Annotated in this window: 11 protein-coding genes; 5 read left to right on the forward strand and 6 right to left on the reverse strand. The window is 73.2% G+C overall.

Features of this window, described 5'->3' with window-relative positions:
- Positions 1-37: 37 nt before the first annotated feature.
- Positions 38-3,037, reverse strand: coding sequence for a beta-N-acetylglucosaminidase domain-containing protein (locus ACIHCX_RS00245; RefSeq protein ID WP_400025127.1), 3,000 nt, complete (start codon positions 3,035-3,037; stop codon positions 38-40).
- Positions 3,038-3,336: 299 nt separating this feature from the next.
- On the opposite strand from ACIHCX_RS00245, the gene ACIHCX_RS00250 reads away from it, so the two are divergent.
- The 3 genes from ACIHCX_RS00250 (at position 3,337) to ACIHCX_RS00260 (ending at position 6,251) form a co-directional block, all read left to right on the forward strand.
- On the forward strand, positions 3,337-3,669 hold the full coding sequence (locus ACIHCX_RS00250) for a hypothetical protein (RefSeq protein WP_400025128.1): 333 nt from the start codon (positions 3,337-3,339) through the stop codon (positions 3,667-3,669).
- A complete protein-coding gene (gene malQ, locus ACIHCX_RS00255; protein ID WP_400025130.1) occupies positions 3,670-5,883 on the forward strand; it encodes a 4-alpha-glucanotransferase in 2,214 nt (737 codons plus the stop codon). It begins immediately after the preceding gene.
- 86 nt (positions 5,884-5,969) lie between these two features.
- A complete protein-coding gene (locus tag ACIHCX_RS00260; protein WP_400025132.1) occupies positions 5,970-6,251 on the forward strand; it encodes a hypothetical protein in 282 nt (93 codons plus the stop codon).
- A gap of 135 nt (positions 6,252-6,386) precedes the next feature.
- Here ACIHCX_RS00260 and ACIHCX_RS00265 read toward each other — a convergent pair whose 3' ends face one another.
- Positions 6,387-6,992, reverse strand: a complete 606-nt coding sequence (locus ACIHCX_RS00265) for a TetR family transcriptional regulator (RefSeq protein ID WP_400025134.1) — start codon at positions 6,990-6,992, stop codon at positions 6,387-6,389.
- Positions 6,993-7,105: 113 nt separating this feature from the next.
- Here ACIHCX_RS00265 and ACIHCX_RS00270 point away from each other — a divergent pair, with 113 nt between their 5' ends.
- Positions 7,106-8,563: an FAD-dependent monooxygenase gene (locus ACIHCX_RS00270; protein WP_400025136.1), complete on the forward strand. Its 1,458-nt coding sequence runs from the start codon at positions 7,106-7,108 to the stop codon at positions 8,561-8,563.
- A 263-nt stretch (positions 8,564-8,826) separates the two neighbouring features.
- Here ACIHCX_RS00270 and pepN read toward each other — a convergent pair whose 3' ends face one another.
- Positions 8,827-11,454 (reverse strand): aminopeptidase N, encoded by a 2,628-nt coding sequence (gene pepN, locus ACIHCX_RS00275; protein ID WP_400025137.1) that lies wholly within the window; start codon positions 11,452-11,454, stop codon positions 8,827-8,829.
- Positions 11,455-11,566: 112 nt separating this feature from the next.
- Between pepN and ACIHCX_RS00280 the strand changes: the two genes are divergently transcribed.
- Positions 11,567-12,067, forward strand: a complete 501-nt coding sequence (locus ACIHCX_RS00280; RefSeq protein ID WP_400025139.1) for a DUF1203 domain-containing protein — start codon at positions 11,567-11,569, stop codon at positions 12,065-12,067.
- A gap of 39 nt (positions 12,068-12,106) precedes the next feature.
- Here ACIHCX_RS00280 and ACIHCX_RS00285 read toward each other — a convergent pair whose 3' ends face one another.
- The 3 genes from ACIHCX_RS00285 to ACIHCX_RS00295 all read right to left on the reverse strand — a co-directional run bounded on the left by ACIHCX_RS00285 (position 12,107) and on the right by ACIHCX_RS00295 (position 18,064).
- Positions 12,107-13,123: an aspartate-semialdehyde dehydrogenase gene (locus ACIHCX_RS00285; protein ID WP_400025141.1), complete on the reverse strand. Its 1,017-nt coding sequence runs from the start codon at positions 13,121-13,123 to the stop codon at positions 12,107-12,109.
- 258 nt (positions 13,124-13,381) lie between these two features.
- Positions 13,382-16,708: a S8 family serine peptidase gene (locus tag ACIHCX_RS00290; RefSeq protein WP_400025142.1), complete on the reverse strand. Its 3,327-nt coding sequence runs from the start codon at positions 16,706-16,708 to the stop codon at positions 13,382-13,384.
- 294 nt (positions 16,709-17,002) lie between these two features.
- On the reverse strand, positions 17,003-18,064 hold the full coding sequence (locus ACIHCX_RS00295; protein ID WP_400025143.1) for a hypothetical protein: 1,062 nt from the start codon (positions 18,062-18,064) through the stop codon (positions 17,003-17,005).
- Positions 18,065-18,068: the final 4 nt, after the last annotated feature.

Below are 18,068 nucleotides of genomic sequence, written 5' to 3' on the forward strand. Positions count from 1 at the left end.
TTCGGTTCGCGGTTCGATCCGCGGTTGGGTCTGCGGCTCAGTCCGCGGCTCGGTCCGCGGCTCGGTCCGCGACTGCGTACGCCTCCACCGACCACAGCGAATAGCCGTACTGGGTGGCCCGCTTGTCGCCCTGTACGCGGATGTAGCGGACGTCCCGCGCGTCCATGCGCAGCGTCTCGCGGCCGCCGGTGCTGTCGCGGACGGTGGTGGCGGTGCGCCAGCGCCGGCCGTCGGTCGAGACCTGGATGCGGTAGGCGGAGGGGTGGGCGTCCTGCCAGTGGAGGGCGACCTTGCCCAGGCGCACCGGGTGCGGGAGCTCCACCTGCCACCAGGCGCCGTCGTCGACGGGGGAGGACCAGCGAGTGTCCGGGTTGCCGTCGATCGCGGCGGACGCCGGGAAGTCGGGGGTCTCGTCGGCGGAGGAGCTCGCCGTGCCGGTGCGCGCCAGGTCGGGGCCGGCGGTCCGCGGGAAGGCGCGGACGGTGAGGGTGCGGGTCACTCCGGCGAAGGTCACGTGGATGTCGTAGGCGCGCGAGGGCGAGGACGGTGGCACGCTCACCTCGACCGGGACGTCCACGGTGGTGCCGCGGGGCACGGTGACCGAGGTGGTGGGGACACGGACCGTGACGCCCTCGGGAGCCTTCACGGTGACCTTGCCCCGCACGTCGGCGGGGCGGCCGGAGGACAGCCGGGCGGTCAGCCGCTCCGTGCCGCCGATCTCCGCGTCGGCCTCGGCGCGCGGCAGCTCCAGGTCCGCGACCGGGGTGTCCGCGAACCAGGGGACCAGGTGGCGCACCCGGGAGGGGTAGGCGCCGGTCACGCGGACGGCGTCGACGCGGGTGCCGGCCGGCGGGGGAGCGGGCTGCACGAGGGCCGGCGGGCGCGTCCAGAGGTCCGGAGCCGGGGAGACCGGCGGCCAGAGGGCCGGCGGGTGCGTCACCGGGCCGCCCGGGGACGGGGACTGCGCGGTGGAGATCTCCGTCGCGCCCCGCTCGGCCAGTGTTCCCACGCGGAGCCAGCCCTGGCCGGGGACGTGGACCTCGACGGCGCCGGAGGTTTCGGGGTCGCTCAGGACGGTCACGGCGGTGAGGGCGCGGGCGTGCGGGAAGCGGACCGTGCGGCCGTCCGGCGCCCCGCCCGGGTCGGCGGCCGGCTCGTGCGTCAGGCCCGCCCAGGTCTCGTACTCCTGCTGCGCCCGGTCGAGGAAGGGGTCCAGTACGCCCTTGCCGACCGTCACGTCGGCCTGCTTGATCCCGGCCCGCAGGCGGTCCAGCGTCCGATACGCGGTCCAGGCGCCCGTCGCGTCGCCCGAGCGCTGCGCGTGGAGCATGTCGAGCGCCGCCTCGCCGGCCTGGCCGTAGCGGGCCAACTGCGCGGACCACGGAGCTACTTCGGCCGCCAGGGTGCCATCGCCCGCCAGCCCCCGGGGCAGGTCGCGCAGCGTCGTGAAGGCGGCGCGCAGCCGCTGCTCGGCACGCTCGTTCGCGCCCCGGTCCGTCGTCGTACGGGCCTGCCACACGGCCGCGATCAGCGGGCGCAGATACGCCGACTCGGTGCCGCCGAGCACTGAGGACGCGTCGTTGCCGGCCAGCGCCGACAGCGCCTCGTGACGTCGTGCGTCGCCCCCGGCGAGGTCGGCGATGGCCGCCTGCCAGGACTCCTCGGGGCGGTAGTCGCGGGGGTTCCAGGCGTAGTCGGCCGCCGTGAACAGCGGGATGCGGGAGGCCTCCGCCTGCTCCATCGCGTTGGCCAGCAGGGCGGCCGAGCCGTTGGCGACGGCCGGTTCGCGCCCGGTGTACGCGCCGAGGAAGATGCGGTCCTCGGCGTAGTCGTTGACCGGGTAGTTGTCCATGGTGACCAGCGGGTGCCCGAACGCCGCGCGGGCGTCGGCCAGCTCGTCGCCGGTGATGGTCCGCGGCACCACGCCCACCCCGGTCCAGGCGACCTGGACCGACGCGTCCAGCGCGGACGCCAGCGCCCGCCGGTAGGGCGTCGTGCCGTCCTCGTAGAACTCCGTCGGCATCAACGACAGCGGCGCCGCGCCCGGGTGCCGCTCCGCCAGGTGACGGGCGACCTCGTTCGCCACCCGCGCCTGCGCCCGTGCCGCCGCGTCCGGGCCGGAACCGAAACGGGCCGGGTCCGCGCCGCAGTGCCACTCGCTGTAGCTGACGTTCTGGAACTGGAGCTGGAAGCTCCGGAATCCGAGCGCCCACATCGCGTCCACCTTGCGCGTCAGCGCCCGTACGTCGTCGTCCGAGGCGAAGCACAGCGACTGGCCCGGCGCCACCGCCCAGCCGAGCGTGACGTGGTTGGCGCGCGCCCGGTCGGCCAGCTCCCGGAAGGCGGCCCGCTGCGCGGCCGGGTACGGCTCACGCCAGCGCTCCTGGCGGTACAGGTCGTCGCCCGGGGCGTACAGGTAACGGTTCTGCTTGGTGCGGCCCATGAAGTCCAGCTGGGCGAGCCGCTGCTGCTGCGTCCACGCGGTGCCGTAGAAGCCCTCGGTGGTGCCGCGCACGGCGGTGCCGGGCCAGTCCCGGACGGTCACGCCGGGGACGGTCCCGTCGGGGCGCAGCAGCTGCCGCAGCGTCTGCACGGCGTGGAAGAGTCCGTCCTTCCCGGCGCCGGTGAGCGTCAGGGAGCCGCCGCCGGTGGTGATCTGGTAACCGCCGGAGGGCAGCGCGTGCCGCGGGTCGCTGTGCGCCCGCTCGGTGTACGCGCGCACCACCAGGGCGCCCGCCGGAACCGGGTCCGAGCCGGCGAGGTCCGTGACCGTCCGGGCCCCGGCCTCGAACAGCAGCGAGCGCAGCGCGCTCAGGGCGTACGGGTCCGCCTCCGCGTCGGTGACCAGGGCGACGGCCCGGTCGGCGACCGTCACCGCGCCGCCGGTTGCCCGCAGGGACTGCGGGCGCGGCCACACCGCGAGGTCGGAGGAGGAGGTGGCGGGGTGCTCCGGGGTCGTGGCCGGAAGGCCGGTGCCGGGGTCGGGGGCGGACGGCGCCGCGACGGCCGCGGGCGCGGCTCCCAGTGTTCCGGCCACGACGGCGAACGCGAGTGCGGCCGTACTCTTCCCGTGCCCCCTACCGCGCCGAAGCCGCACGGCCCCTCCTCGTCGATCGGCCTTGGCCGGGCGGAGCCGAAGGCGGTGTCGAAGACTCCCGACCACACCATCCCCGGGGGAAGGTGTCAACGAGAGTGGCCGTTGTGCCGAGATTGCCCCAACCTGGTGAAGGTGAATGTGACCGGCGGCACGCGGGTCGTCTTCCTACGTCTGCCGTGGCGTGCACTGGGTAGGGCTGCGGTAATCCCCTTGATGCCGTACTCGACAAGGAGGCCCCCGTGGCCGCACCGGCGCACCTTCTGCTCTCGGCCCTGTCCAAACACGTGGCGGAGTCGCCCGCCGACCACCTGCCGCCCACCGACGACCTGCCGTCCACCACCGGACTGCCGTCCCCCGCCGGACTGCCGCCCGAGCGCCGGCTGCCCGCCGACCCCGGCCTGAGCGTGTTCAGCGCGGAGGACACCCGTGCCGACGTCCCGCTGACCAGCGAGCCGCCGCTGCCCGACGCCGAGCCCCTCACCAGCGAGCCGCCGCTCGCCGAGACGGCCCCCCTGACCAGCGAGTCGGTCGCCGAGTCGACCGAACAGGACCCCCGTCGCGCGGAGCTGTAGATGACGGAACCGCGGCCGGACGAACCTCCCGGACCTCCCGGACCTCCCGGACCTCTCGGTGACGAGCTGACCCGGCTCGCCGCGCTGCATGGCGTGGCCACCTCCTACAGCCCCTCCCCGGGTCGCACGGTCACCGCCTCCGCCACCGCGGTCGTCGCAGCCCTGGCCGCCCTGGACGTCGACGCGAGCACCCCCGCGGCCGCCCGCGCCGCGCTCACCACCCGCGAACGGGAACGGGACGAACGGCTGCTGCCACCGACGGTCGTGTGCTGGCTGGGCCCCGTGCCTGACGCCCGCGTGGGTGGCGACCCGGCGGCAGAGGCGGACGCCGGGCTGCCGCCGGCCGCCCTCGCCGGGCTGCCGCCCGGCACCCGGCTGGACGTCGGGACGGAGCAGGGCGGGACCCGCACGTGGGTGCACGGAGTGGACCGGGCCGGCGGGGCGGAGGGCCTTTTGCCGGGCGTCCACCGGCTGACCGCCACCGCCCCCGACGGCCGCACCGCGCGGGCGCACCTGATCGCCGCCCCGCCCCGGCTGCCCACCCCGGCGGGACGCTTGTACGGGCTGCTCGTCCAGCTGTACTCCCTCCTCTCCCACCGTTCCTGGGGCATGGGCGACCTCGGCGACCTCGCCGAGCTGAGCGGCTGGGCCGGACGGGCGCTGGGCGCCGGGTTCGTCCAGGTCAACCCGCTGCACGCGGCCGTACCCGGACCGCCCGCCGACCCGTCCCCCTACCGTCCCTCCTCGCGCCGTTTCCCCGACCCGGTGCACCTGCGCGTCGAGGACGTCCCGGAGTTCGCGTACGCCGAGGACCGCGAGCGGCTGCGGGCCCTGAGGGAGCGGGCCGGCCGGCTGCGCGCCGCCGTACTGGGCGAGGGCGCGCTGATCGACCGGGACGCGGTGTGGGAGCTCAAGCGGGAGGCGCTGGAGCTGGTGCGGCGGGTGCCGCTCGGGCCCGGCCGCCGCGCCGCCTACGCCGACTTCCTCGCCGAGCAGGGCCGGGCCCTGGAGGACCACGCCACCTGGTACGCCCTCGCCGAGGTGCACGGCGCGGACTGGAGCCGGTGGCCCGAAGGGCTGCGGGACCCGCGCTCGACGGAGACCGTCCGCGCCCGCGCCGCGCTGAGGGACCGCGTCGACTTCCACTCCTGGCTCGCCTGGCTCACCGACGCCCAGCTCACCGCCGCCCAGCGCACCGCGCGCGAGGCGGGCATGGGCATCGGGATCGTGCACGACCTCGCCGTGGGCGTGCACCCCGGCGGGGCCGACGCCTGGGCGCAGCAGGACCACTTTGCGGCGGGCATGTCGGTCGGCGCCCCGCCGGACGCCTTCAACGCGCGCGGCCAGGACTGGGGCCTGCCACCCTGGCGCCCCGACCGGCTCGCCGCCTCCGGCTACGCGCCCTTCCGGCGGCTGCTGCGCGCCCTGTTCCGCTACGCGGGCGCGCTGCGCATCGACCACGTCATGGGCCTGTTCCGGCTGTGGTGGATCCCGCGGGGCCTGCCGCCCACCGAGGGCACGTACGTCCGCTACGACGCCGAGGCCATGCTCGCCGTGCTGGTCCTCGAGGCCTCGCGGGCGGGGGCCGTGGTGATCGGCGAGGACCTGGGGACGGTGGAGCCCGGGGTGCGCGAGACCCTGGACCGGCGCGGGGTGCTCGGCACCTCGGTGCTGTGGTTCGAACGGGACTGGGAGGGCTCGGGCCGCCCGCTGCCCCCCGAACGCTGGCGCGCGGACTGCCTGGCCACCGCCACCACCCACGACCTGCCGTCCACCGCGGCCCGCCTCACCGGCGAACACGTCGAACTGCGCCACCGGCTCGGCCTGCTCACCCGCCCGCTGGCGGAGGAGCGCGCGGAGGCGGCCGCGGACACGGACGAGTGGCTGGCGCTGCTGGCGGAACTGGGCCTGCTGCGGGACGCGGGCGGCGGCGCCGACGCCGCCTCGGAGGAGGCCGGGATCCAGGCCGTCCACCGCTTCCTGCTGCGTACCCCGGCCCGCATGATCGGCCTGTGGCTGCCGGACGCGGTCGGCGACCGGCGTCCGCAGAACCTGCCCGGCACCTGGGACCAGTACCCGAACTGGCGCCTGCCGGTCGCGGATGCCGAGGGCCGTCCGGTGACCCTGGAGGACCTTGCCGCCTCCCCTCGGCTGCACGCCCTGACGGACGTGCTGCGCACGGACGCGCGCACCGCGCCGGGCGACGCGGGCTGACCTGCCGGGCCGCTCACGCCGGTGCTCGGGCGCGGATACGGTACCCCGCGCGCGCGACCGGTTCCGGCGTTCGCTACGTTTGCACCGTGGACAAGAAGAACGCCCTGCGCGCCGGCGCTCTGGCCGCCGGTACGACGCTGATGATGCTGCTCATGTCGTCTCCCGCGCTCGCGCTGACCCGCGACGACGGCGACGACCCCGGCCCGGGCCTGAGCGTCATCCAGACGCTGGGTCTGTTCGTCGGTCTCCCTCTCCTGCTGTTCCTGGTCATCACCGGCCTGGTCATGGTCCTGGACAAGTCCAAGGACCGGAAGCCGCGCGCGAGCCAGGACGTGGACGTCAAGGCCAAGGTCGACGCCAAGGCCTGACCGAGTCCTCCACCCGCCGCGGGCCCGTCCGCAGCACACTCCTCCCGAGGGCGCCGACCTCGCCGTACGTACGCGCACAGCCGCCGTACGTGGGCGAGGTGGGCGCCCTCGGCGCGTTCCGGGGGCGTGCGTTCGTCAGGGGTGCGGCGCGGTCAGGTACCGCTGCACGGTGGGTGCGAGCCACGCCAGGATCTCCTCACGTGCCAGGGCGACGGTCGGTGGCAGTCGCAGCACGTAGCGGGTGAACGCGAGCCCCAGCAGCTGCGACGCGCACAGCGCGGCCCGGGCCGGGACCTGTTCGGGGTCGGGGCACACTTGTCGGGCCACCGGCAGCAACTGGTCCCGGAACACCTGCTGCATCCGCTCGGCCCCGGCCGTGTTCGTGACGCCGACCCGCAGGATCGCCGTGAGTTCCCCGTTGGCCTCCCAGATGTCGAGGAAGTGCGACACCAGCGTCCGTCCGGCCTCGTCGCGGGGCAGCGCGGCCAGGTCGGGAAGCTGTAGATCAAGAGTGACGGCCGCCGCGAACAGGCCCTCCTTGTTGCCGTAGTACCGCATGACCATCGACGGGTCGATGTTCGCGTCCTTGGCGATGGCCCGGATGGTGGCCCGCTCGTACCCGTCGGCGGCGAAGCGCTCGCGGGCAGCGTCGAGGATGGCGGCGCGGGTCGCGTCGGAGCGGCGGGCGGGGGTGGGCGCCGCCGCGGATGCTGTGGGAGGGGTGAAGGCACTGTCACGCATGCCAACAAACGTAGGCCAACACGTGTTGACACGTCCACCCTGTCGCACTACGTTGGCCAACAAGCGTAGGCCAACAGGTGTTGGCCAACAGTTGTTGTCCTCAGGAGGTCGCCATGACCGGCACAACTGGAACTGGAAACCGCACCCCGGTGATCGTCGTCGGTGCCGGCCCCACCGGACTGCTCCTGGCCGGTGACCTCGCCGCCGCCGGCGTCCCCGTCACCCTCGTCGAGAAGCGGGCACACCGCGTCAGCAACCTGTCCCGCGCCTTCGTCCTGCACGCCCGCACCCTCGAACAGCTCGACGCCCGCGACCTCGCCGACGGCCTGGAGTCCGTCGGCCGCTCCCTGACCCGGCTCCGGCTCTTCGGCCGGCTCGGCATCGACCTCTCCGCCCTGCCCTCCCGCTTCAACCATGTGCTCGTCCTCCCGCAGTACGAGGTGGAGGAGGCCCTGGAGCGGCGTGCGGTCAAGGCCGGCGTGGACTTCCGCTACGAGACCGAGGTGACCGGTCTGGCCCAGGACGCGGACGGCGTCACGGTCCAGGTCCGCGGGCCCGGCGGCCGGGCGGAGTCGCTGCGGGCGGCGTACGCCGTCGGCACGGACGGAATCGGCAGCCGCGTGCGGCAGGCGGTCGGGCTCCGCTTCCCGGGGCGCTCGGTGATCCGCTCCGTCGTCCTCGCGGACGTACGCCTCACGCAGCCGCCCGAATCCCTGCTGACCGTCAACGCCGCCGGCGGTGCCTTCGCCTTCCTCGTTCCCTTCGGTGACGGCTACTACCGGGCCATCGGCTGGCGCCGCGGCACCGAGGTCGCCGACAGCGCGCCCGTCGGCCTGGACGAGATCAGGGAGATCACACGGCTCGCCCTGGGCACCGACTTCGGTATGCACGACGCCCGCTGGATGTCCCGCTTCCACAGCGACGAGCGCCAGGCGCCCGCCTACCGCGTCGGCCGGGTCTTCCTCGCCGGCGACGCCGCCCACGTCCACAGCCCGGCCGGCGGGCAGGGCATGAACACCGGCCTGCAGGACGCGGCCAACCTGAGCTGGAAGCTCGCCCAGGTCGTCACCGGGCACGCCCCCGAGGCACTCCTGGACACCTACCAGGTCGAACGCCACCCCGTCGGCAGGTCCGTACTCCGCAGCAGCGGCGGGATCATCCGCCTCGCCATGGCCCACCGCCCCTGGACCCTGGCCCTGCGCGCCGCGCTCGCCACCGTCCTCGACAAGGCCGGCCCCGTCCGCCGCAGGGCGGCGGGCCAGCTCACCGGCATCGGCTACCGGTACGCCGCTCCCCGAGGCGCCCACCGGCTCGTCGGCACCCGCGTCCCGGACGTCGCCCTGGCCGGTGGCGGCCGGCTCTACGAGGCCCTGCGCGGCGGCCGGTTCGTGCTCGTCGCGCCGCGCACACACCCGGCCGGGCAGGACAGGGCCGGCCGGCTGACCGCGGCGCGCTGGGCGAGTGGGCGCCGTACGGCGGTGCTGGTGCGCCCCGACGGCTACGTGGCCTGGGCGGCGGACTCGGCCGACCCGGCCGCGATCGACGCCGCGCTCGCCACCCACGTGGGTTGAGCGGGCCGCTCGACGACCCAAGCGGCCCTGTGCCGGAGCGCCGGTCATTCCGGCCGGCAACTCCCTGGGCAGGTCGGCCAGTTGGCCGGTCCGCTCGGCGTCCGGGGCGGACAGTGCCTCCGTCTGCACCAGGTGGAGGCGGTGCGTACGCCTTCTCCGTCCGGTCTCCCACCGCCCTGGACCGCCCGTGAGACCGCCCGCGAGAGCGGAACAGGGGGCGCCCGGTCGAGTACCGGGCGCCCCCTACCGCCGCAGGGTCGGTGTTACGACCGCGTCGCCGCGTCCGCCGCCTGGGCCTTCAGGGCACGCTCGACGCCCGAGCGCGACTCCGCGACCAGCCGGCGCAGGGCGGCGTTCGGCCCGGCCGAGGCCTGCCACGCGTCGGTCTTGCGCAGGGTGTCCTCGGACACCTGGACCGACGGGTACAGTCCGACCGCGATCTGCTGGGCGATCTCGTACGACCGGGACTCCCAGATGTCCTCGACCACCTCGAAGTACCGGTCGGCGTACGGTGCGAGCAGCTCCCGCTGGTCGGTCTGGACGAAGCCCTCGATGACCGCCTCCTGGACGGCGTTCGGCAGCTTGTCGGAGTCGATGACCGACGCCCACGCCTCGGCCTTGGCCTCCGTCGTCGGACGGGCCGCCCGCGCGGTGGCCGCGTGCCGCTCACCGGCCGCCGTCCTGTCGCGCTCGTACTCGCCCGCGATCTCCGCCTCGTCGAACCGCCCGACGGCCGCCAGCCGCTCCACGAACGCCCAGCGCAGCTCCGTGTCCACGACCAGGCCCTCGACGGTGTGCGAGCCGTCCAGCAGGGACTCGAGCAGGTCCAGCTGCTCCGGCGTGCGCGCGGTCGCCGCGAAGGCGCGCGCCCATGCCAGCTGGTGGTCGCTGCCCGCGTCCGCCGCGCGCAGGTGCGCCAGCGTGGCGTCCGTCCAGCGGGTGAGCAGGGCCTCCCGGGCGGCCGGGTCGGAGTACAGGTCGACGGCCAGCTTCACCTGGCGGTGCAGCGACTGCACGACGCCGATGTCGGACTCCTTGCCGATCCCGGACAGCACCAGCGACAGGTAGTCGTGGGTCGCCAGCTCCCCGTCCCGGGTCATGTCCCAGGCCGACGCCCAGCACAGGGCGCGCGGCAGCGAGGACTCGAAGTCGCCCAGGTGCTCGGTGACGACGGCCAGCGACCCCTCGTCCAGGCGCACCTTGGCGTACGACAGGTCGTCGTCGTTGAGCAGGACGACCGCCGGACGGCGCCGGCCGGCCAGCTGCGGCACGGCGGTCAGCTCGCCGTCCACGTCCAGCTCGATCCGGCCGTCCGCGGCGCGCACCAGCTTGCCGCTCGCCTCGTCGAGGTCGTACAGGCCGACCGCGATGCGGTGCGGGCGCAGGGTCGCCTCGCCCTTGGCGCCGGCGGGCAGGGCGGGGGCCTCCTGGCGGATCGCGAAGGAGGTGATGACGCCCGCCCCGTCCTCACCGTCTGTCTCGATCTCCGGACGCAGGACGTTGATCCCGGCCGTCTCCAGCCACTTCTTCGACCAGGTCTTCAGATCACGCCCGGAGGTCTCCTCCAGCGCGCCCAGCAGGTCGGACAGGCGCGTGTTGCCGTACGCGTGCTGCTTGAAGTACGCCTGCACGCCCCGGAAGAACTCGTCCATGCCGACGTACGCCACGAGCTGCTTGAGCACGCTGGCGCCCTTGGCGTAGGTGATGCCGTCGAAGTTGACGAGCACGTCGTCCAGGTCGCGGATGTCCGCCATGATCGGGTGGGTGGAGGGCAGCTGGTCCTGCCGGTACGCCCAGGTCTTCATCTGGTTGGCGAACGTGGTCCACGAGTGCGGCCACTTCGAGCCGGGGGCGTACGCCATGCAGGCGGCCTCGGCGTAGGTGGCGAACGACTCGTTCAGCCACAGGTCGTTCCACCACTCCATGGTGACCAGGTCGCCGAACCACATGTGGGCCAGCTCGTGCAGGATCGTGGTGGCCCGCGCCTCGTACGCCGCGTCGGTCACCTTGGACCGGAAGACGTACTGGTCGCGGATGGTCACCGCGCCCGCGTTCTCCATCGCGCCCGCGTTGAACTCGGGCACGAAGAGCTGGTCGTACTTCTCGAACGGGTAGGCGTAGTCGAACTTCTCCTGGAACCAGTCGAAGCCCTGCCGGGTCACCTCGAAGATCGCGTCCGCGTCGAGGAACTCGGCCAGCGAGGGCCGGCAGTAGATGCCGAGCGGGACCGACTGCCCGTCCTTCTCGTACACGCTGTGCACGCTGTGGTACGGCCCGACGATCAGCGCCGTGATGTACGTCGAGATGCGCGGCGTCGGCTCGAACACCCAGACGTTGTTCTCGGGCTGGGGGGTCGGCGAGTTGGACACGACCGTCCAGCCCTCGGGCGCCTTGACCGTGAACTGGAAGGTGGCCTTCAGGTCCGGCTGCTCGAAGGAGGCGAAGACCCGGCGGGCGTCCGGGACCTCGAACTGGGTGTAGAGGTAGGCCTGGTCGTCGACCGGGTCGACGAAGCGGTGCAGGCCCTCACCGGTGTTGGTGTACGCGCAGTCGGCGACGACCCGCAGCACGTTGCGGCCCTGGAGCAGGCCCGGCAGGGCGATCCTGGAGTCCTCGAAGACCTCGGCGGGGTCCAGGGAGTCGCCGTTGAGGGTCACCTCGTGGACGGCCGGGGCCACCAGGTCGATGAAGGAGGCGGCGCTTCCCCCGTTCTCGGCTTCGCTCGAGCGGGAGGTGCCCCCACCCGCGACGTCGAAGCGCACTGTGGTCACGGACCTGTAGGTACCGCCCTCCTGCGCGCCGGAGAGGTCGAGATCGATCTCGTACGAGTCAACGGTGAGCAGCTTCGCCCGCTGCTGCGCCTCTTCGCGAGTCAGGTTTGTGCCAGGCACGCGGTCATCTCCTCGTGATGTGTGGATTGCGCCATCCTTCCACGTGACGCGCGCGGAGCGCGACGACCGGAATGCGCCGGTGGCCGGGGCGGCGGGGCGCGAGCCTGGACGCATGACAACACTGAGGGAAACGACGCGACACGGCGCGCGTGCCATCGCACCGGCCACGCTGGCACAGCTGCGGGAGCGGGACGACGCCGGACGCCCGGCGGCCCCGTTCACCGACGAGGAGGGCGGCGCGCCCCTGCGCTGCTGTCTGCGCAGGAGCGCGCCGGGGGAGCGGATCGCGCTGGTCACCTACGCCCCGCTGCGACGCTGGGCGGCCCGGACGGGCGCCACCCCGGGGGCGTACGACGAACAAGGGCCGGTTTTCGTCCACGCGCGGGAGTGCGCGGGACCGGCCGGCGAAGGCCACCCGTTCACCAACGCCCACCGTGTGGTCCGGCGCTACGGCGCCGACGGGCGCATCCTGGGCGGGCGGCTGGTCCAGGAGGGCTCCGCGCGGTTCGACGCGGCGTTCGCGGAAGCGTTCGACGACCCGGCCGTGGCGCTCGTCCACGTCCGGGCCGTCGAGTACGGCTGCTTCCTCTACGAGGTGCGCAGGACCGGGTGACCGGTGACCGGCCTTCGGGCCGACCGGCCCTCGAGCCGGCTAGGCCTTGAGCTCCGCCGCCACCAGCTCCGCGATCTGCACCGCGTTCAGGGCAGCGCCCTTGCGGAGGTTGTCGTTGGAGATGAACAGGGCCAGGCCGTTGTCCACCGTCTCGTCGCGGCGGATGCGGCCGACGTACGCCGGGTCCTGGCCGGCCGCCTGGAGCGGCGTCGGGATGTCCGAGAGGGCGACACCGGGGGCGCCGGCCAGCAGCTCGGTCGCGCGCTCCACGCCGATCGGGCGCGCGAAACGGGCGTTGACCTGGAGGGAGTGGCCGGAGAAGACGGGCACGCGCACGCAGGTGCCGGACACCTTCAGCTCCGGGATCTCCAGGATCTTGCGGGACTCGTTGCGGAGCTTCTGCTCCTCGTCGGTCTCGTTCAGGCCGTCGTCGACGAGGTTGCCCGCGAAGGGGAGCACGTTGAAGGCGATCGGGCGCTTGTAGACGGACGGCTCGGGGAAGTCCACGGCCGCGCCGTCGTGGGTCAGCCTGTCGGCCTCCGCGACGACCTTCTGGGTCTGGCCGTGCAGCTCGGCGACGCCCGCGAGGCCCGATCCGGACACCGCCTGGTAGGTGGCGACGACCAGCGCCTCGAGACCCGCCTCCGCGTGCAGCGGCTTGAGGACCGGCATCGCGGCCATCGTCGTGCAGTTCGGGTTCGCGATGATGCCCTTGGGGCGGTCGGCGATCGCGTGCGGGTTCACCTCGGACACCACCAGCGGTACGTCCGGGTCCCTGCGCCACGCCGAGGAGTTGTCGATCACCACGGCGCCCTGGGAGGCGACCTTCTCGGCCAGCGCCTTCGAGGTCGCGCCGCCCGCCGAGAACAGCACGATGTCCAGGCCGCTGTAGTCCGCGGTGGCCGCGTCCTCCACCGCGACCCCGTCGAGGACCGTTCCCGCCGAGCGGGCCGAGGCGAACAGGCGCAGCTCGGTGACCGGAAAATCGCGCTCCGTGAGGATGCCGCGCATGACCGTGCCGACCTGACCGGTGGCTCCGACGATTCCGATCCTCACGGGGACTCCTTCTGCTCACTTCACTGGTTCCGCGTACGCGGTACGCGGACGACGCTTCCATCATGCGTCTGTCCCGGGCCGGTCTGTCCAATCATCGCCACGTAGTGGGACGGACCGGGACGGGGCGGGGCGGGCTGGGACGGCCCGGTGGCCGGGCTCCGCGGCGAACGAGCCGCCGCGAACGCTCCCCGCACACGCAAGGGGCGGGCTCCGAGTGGAGCCCGCCCCGCCATCACGTACCGGAGGTGGAGACCGCCGTTACGGGACGACCTTGCCGATCTTCACGCTGCCGACGCCCGCGACGGTGTCCCGGGTGTTCAGCACCTGGACCTCGCCGAAGAACTCGCGGCCCGCGGGGGCCGACGCGTTCGCGACGACCTCGGCGGTGATCTGCGCCGTGCCGTTCGGGGCGAGCGAGTACACCTTCGAGTCGTCGACCTTCACCGAGCCCAGCGCCGCCGAGTAGTACACGTCCCGGTAGTCGTAGGCCGTGGTGCCGGCCGGCACCGAGTAGGCGTCGACCAGGACGGTGTAGGTGCCCGCGGCGGGCTTGGCGATGGAGACGGACTCCTCCGAGCCGCCCGCCGCCGAGTAGGCGACGCGCTGGCCGGCGGCGTTGTACACGTAGAGGTCCAGGTCGGCCCCGGCGTCCGAGACGTTGCCGATGGCGATGTCGAGGCGCTCGGCACCCGCGGGCACGTCGACGGTCAGGTACTGCTCCTCGCCGTCACGGATGGTGGGACGATCCGACTTCGCCGAGCCCAGCGAGCCGCCCTTCAGCTTGGCGTCAAGGCCGGCGAGCTTGTTCGTCAGCGTCCAGGTCACGGGGGCCGGCGTACCGGCCTTCGCCTCCTCGACCGTCTGCACCGCGGGGTCGAAGTCCAGCCCGTACACCGCCGCGTTCAGCGTGAACGGGTTGTCCAGCAGCGGCGAGGTGCGACGCGCCTCGACCTCGATCTCCCAGACGCCCGGCATCGGGCTGGCGTACGAACGCACGTCCGGACGGCAGGTGTTGGCCGGGTTGTAGTTCGGGTAGCAGCTCGGGGTCGAGGTGTCGTCCACCGGGGTGCCGTAGGGGTGGATCGCGATGAAGCGGGTCTGGCTCTGGTCCTTGAGGCCGCTCATCGAGATCTCGAGGGTCTTCGCGCCCTGCGGGACCGTCACGAAGTACGACAGGGTGCTGTTGCGCTGCGCGACATCGGAGACCGAGTAGGTGTACGACGGCTTGGCGATCTCCGTGGAGACCACCACGGTCAGCATGATCTGCTTGTCCACGCCCTCGGTGCCGCGGTCGTCGACCTCGAGGATCGCGCTGTGCACACCGGCGGAGCCGGGCTTCGCCTCGATCTTGACCGTCACCGGCTTGTTCAGCGGCAGCGAGACCTCGGGCGAACCGACGATCTTGAAGGTGCCGTCGCCGTTCTTCAGGCTCAGGTGGTGCTTGACCGTACCGGTCCGGCCCGTCGTGCGGGTGACCTGGACCTCGTAGGTCTTCTTCTGGCCCTTCTTCAGACCGCCCTCGCGGTCGTACAGGCCGGTGCCGAACTCGGGGGTCTCCAGTGCCCAGGACAGCGAGGTGCTGACCGGGGCCTTGACCGTGTACTCCTGCGCCGAGGCGCCCTTCTCGATCGACTTCCAGGCCTTGACGATGTCGATCAGGCCCGCGCCCTCGCTGTGCGGCTGCTCGCCCTTGATGTGCTGGGCGGTCGAGGTCAGCGCGGTGCGGAGCTTCGCCGGGGTGAGGTCGATGCGCTTCTGCTTGGCCGCGGAGAGGAGCAGCGCGGACGCGCCGGCCGCCTGCGGGGACGCCATCGAGGTGCCCTGGAGCATCGAGTAGCCGGCCGGCAGCGAGTAGCCGGCCTCGGCGACCGGGCCGCCGGGCAGCCAGGTCTGGGTGGTGTTGATGGCCGCGCCGGGCGCCGAGATGATCGGCGCGAAGCCGCCGTCCTCACGCGGACCGCGGGAGGAGAACGGCATCATGGAGTACTTCGTGTCCATGATGGAGCCGTAGTTGGCCGCCCAGGTCTCCTTGGAGATGCTCGCGCCGACCGAGAGGACCTTGTCGGCGAGGCCGGGGTCACCGATGGTGTTCAGGCCCGGGCCGCTGTTGCCCGCGGAGATCACGAGCTGCACGCCGTAGGTGTCGATGAGCCGCGTGTACAGCTTCGCGCGGGCGTTGTTGCCGTCGTTGAGCGCCGGCAGGCCGCCGATGGACATGTTGACGACGTCCACGCCGCGGTTGGCGACGAGGTCGATCATGCCCTCGGTGAGCGCGACGTTGGTGCAGCCGCCGTTCCAGTTGCAGGCCCGGGAGGAGACGATCTTCGCGCCCGGGGCGGCGCCGTTCATCTTGCCGCCGAACAGGCTGTTGGCGGCAGTGATGCCGGCGACGTGCGTGCCGTGCTCGGACTCGATCACGCCGATGTTGACGAAGTCGGCCTTCTGGCCGATCCAGGACCCGCCGTAGGGGTCCATCGCCACGTCCTTGCGGATCTCCACGACGAACGGCACGCGCAGGTCGGCGCCGGTCGCCGGGTCCTTCTTGTCCTGGCCGAAGTAGCCGACCTGGTAGCCGTCCTTGTACGGCTTCATCGGGACGTCGTCCGTGAAGTCGTTGTTGTTGTTCAGGTCGACGCGGACGGTGCCGTTGGCCGGGTCGTACAGGACGCCCCACACGCTGGTGGTCTTGCCGTCGCGGTCCAGGTCGCCGTTGGCGTCGCCGCCCTTGGTCGCGGACTCGCTGAAGGTGTTGAACAGGAAGTTGCCCTGCGGCGCCTTCCAGGTCTTGCCGCCCGCGGTGAACTGGGGACCGGTGACGCCGGTGGTCATCGGCCGCCAGGTGCCGTCGCTGTCGACGATCGGGTCGGTGGCGGTGACCCAGTCGACGATCTTGCGCTCGCCGGTGGTGGTCTTCTGGAGCGCCGGGTGGCCGAGGTCCACGCCGGAGTCGAGGATGCCGATGGTGACGCCCCGGCCGTCCGCCTTCGGGTTCTTCTTCACGAAGTCGACGGCGCCCGTCTCGAAGGACGGGTTGTACGGGTTCTCGGCGGGGGTGTTCTTGTCCGGCGCCGGGTAGGTGCCCTTCCCCTTGTCCTTGCCCTTGTCCTTGCCCTGGGCGGTGTCCGCCTCGGGCCTCGGGTCGTCGAGCGGGATGTCCTGCTTCAGGTCGATGGCCTGGACGGAGGACAGCTTCGTGGCGGCGTCGATCACCGAGTCCGCCTTGTCCGTCGGCACGGTGGCGCGGACGTAGCCGAGCTTGTCGTAGGTGCGGCCCACGGCGCCGCCCCTGACGGCATCCAGCTGCTCGGCGACCTGCTCGGTCTTGCCGGGCTCGGTCGCGATCATCATGGTGACGTTCTTGGCGCCCTCGGCCTTGGCCTCGGCGAGCAGTTCGGCGCCGGCCGAACCGAACTTGTGGTGGCGCGCCGACTTGGCGGTCGGGTCGGCGGACGCGGGGCCGTCCTGGGCGACGGCCAGGGGTATCGGGCCGGCCACGGAGAGCGCGGCCACCACGCCGGCGGCCATGGTGATGCGGGCCAGGCGTCTCGCGCCCGTGATCGGTGCGCGCTGGGGGTCGGGGGTCATCGGCATCCCTTGCAGGTAAAGGAACCAAGCGAGGTGCGATCGGGGTCGATCGCGATCGTCCGGATTTCGGGGTCGGATGATCGCTCAGCTTTACCCAAGGGAAAGATGTTTGACGAGACTTGGTCTTGTCGGGATGGAAGCATGGCGTACTTCCGCCATGCGCCACGAGAGGCATAGAGGCCCAAACCATGCCACTTCCCTCGACGGCGCGGGGCCCCAACCGCCCCTGCCGGAACGGACGTTCACTCGGTCGCGCCCGGACCTGCCCGACGTGCCCCCGTGGGCACCCGGCCGCTACCGGGGGAGCACCAGCACGGACGCGGCCGGATCGCGGTCGGCGGCTGCCATCAGGGCGGTGCGGACGACGGTCGCCTGCTGGTCCAGGGACTCCCGCAGCTTCCTGGGGCTGATGTGGACGACCGTGACGCCCAGCCGCTCCAGATGCTCTCTCCTGCGGGCGAGTTCGGAGCACGGGGACCCGTCGTCGGGCCGGCCGCCCGGGCGGGGTGCGCGGGTGTCCAGCTCCAGCGCGACCGCCTGCTGTGGCCAGTAGGCGTCCACGCCGCCGAGGCGGGGCCCGCCCGGCAGACGGAGGTCCACGTTCCAGACCGGGTCCGGCAGGCCGTGCTCACGCACCATCCGGTACAGCCGGTCCTCCGCGCGCGCCCGCCCCTCCGCCAGCAGCAGGTCCACCGCGTCCACCACGCACGGCCGGCCAAGCAGCCCGGCCCCGGCCAACTCGCGGACCACGGCGGACGGCTCGCAGTACCCGCCGCGCACCGCCTCCGTCAGCAGCCGCTGTACCGTGCCCGCGTCGGACAGGCCGGCCACCGCGTCCGCCAGGGCGCGCGGCACCGGCGCGACCGGCAGACCCGTGACCGCCTCGGCGGCGGGCAGCCCGGCCGCCCGGACGATCCGCGCGCAGCCGGCCGAGCGCAGCCGCCGGCCGCGCTCCACCAGGACGTCGATCTCCTCCAACGCCGGCAGGCCGGGAGACGTGGTGAAGCCGTGCAGGGTGAGCGCCGCCAGACCGGTCACCATCACGTCCGCGTACACCGGGCGCTGCGGATCCCCGGCGGTCGGCTGCGCCGGCACCCCGGCGGCCGTGCACGGAAGGGGCCCGCGCGCCGCGTACAGGAGGACCGCGTGCAGCCGTTCCTCACTCGTCGGTGGGCCGGGATGGAGCAGGAACACCCCCGGCAGGAGCTGCCGCCAGGGCCCGCCGGCGCGGCACCGCACGGCCGTCTCGGCCGCCGACACTCCGTGCTCGCGCAGCTGAGCGGCGGTCAGGACCCGGCAGGGCGCCTCGGCCAGATGGTGCAGGGGGCGGGGGGAGAGCTGGGTCTCGTGGTTCATGTCC

This window comes from Streptomyces sp. NPDC052043, assembly GCF_044548235.1.
In the GTDB taxonomy this organism is placed as follows: domain Bacteria; phylum Actinomycetota; class Actinomycetes; order Streptomycetales; family Streptomycetaceae; genus Streptomyces.

What these genes read in the sequence shown, in the direction of transcription:
- malQ (WP_400025130.1), top strand. Translation starts at nt 3,670, where the DNA reads ATGACGGAACCGCGGCCGGACGAACCTCCCGGACCTCCCGGACCTCCC.
- ACIHCX_RS00265 (WP_400025134.1), bottom strand. Translation starts at nt 6,992, where the DNA reads ATGCGTGACAGTGCCTTCACCCCTCCCACAGCATCCGCGGCGGCGCCC.
- ACIHCX_RS00270 (WP_400025136.1), top strand. Translation starts at nt 7,106, where the DNA reads ATGACCGGCACAACTGGAACTGGAAACCGCACCCCGGTGATCGTCGTC.
- ACIHCX_RS00280 (WP_400025139.1), top strand. Translation starts at nt 11,567, where the DNA reads ATGACAACACTGAGGGAAACGACGCGACACGGCGCGCGTGCCATCGCA.
- ACIHCX_RS00290 (WP_400025142.1), bottom strand. Translation starts at nt 16,708, where the DNA reads ATGACCCCCGACCCCCAGCGCGCACCGATCACGGGCGCGAGACGCCTG.
- ACIHCX_RS00295 (WP_400025143.1), bottom strand. Translation starts at nt 18,064, where the DNA reads ATGAACCACGAGACCCAGCTCTCCCCCCGCCCCCTGCACCATCTGGCC.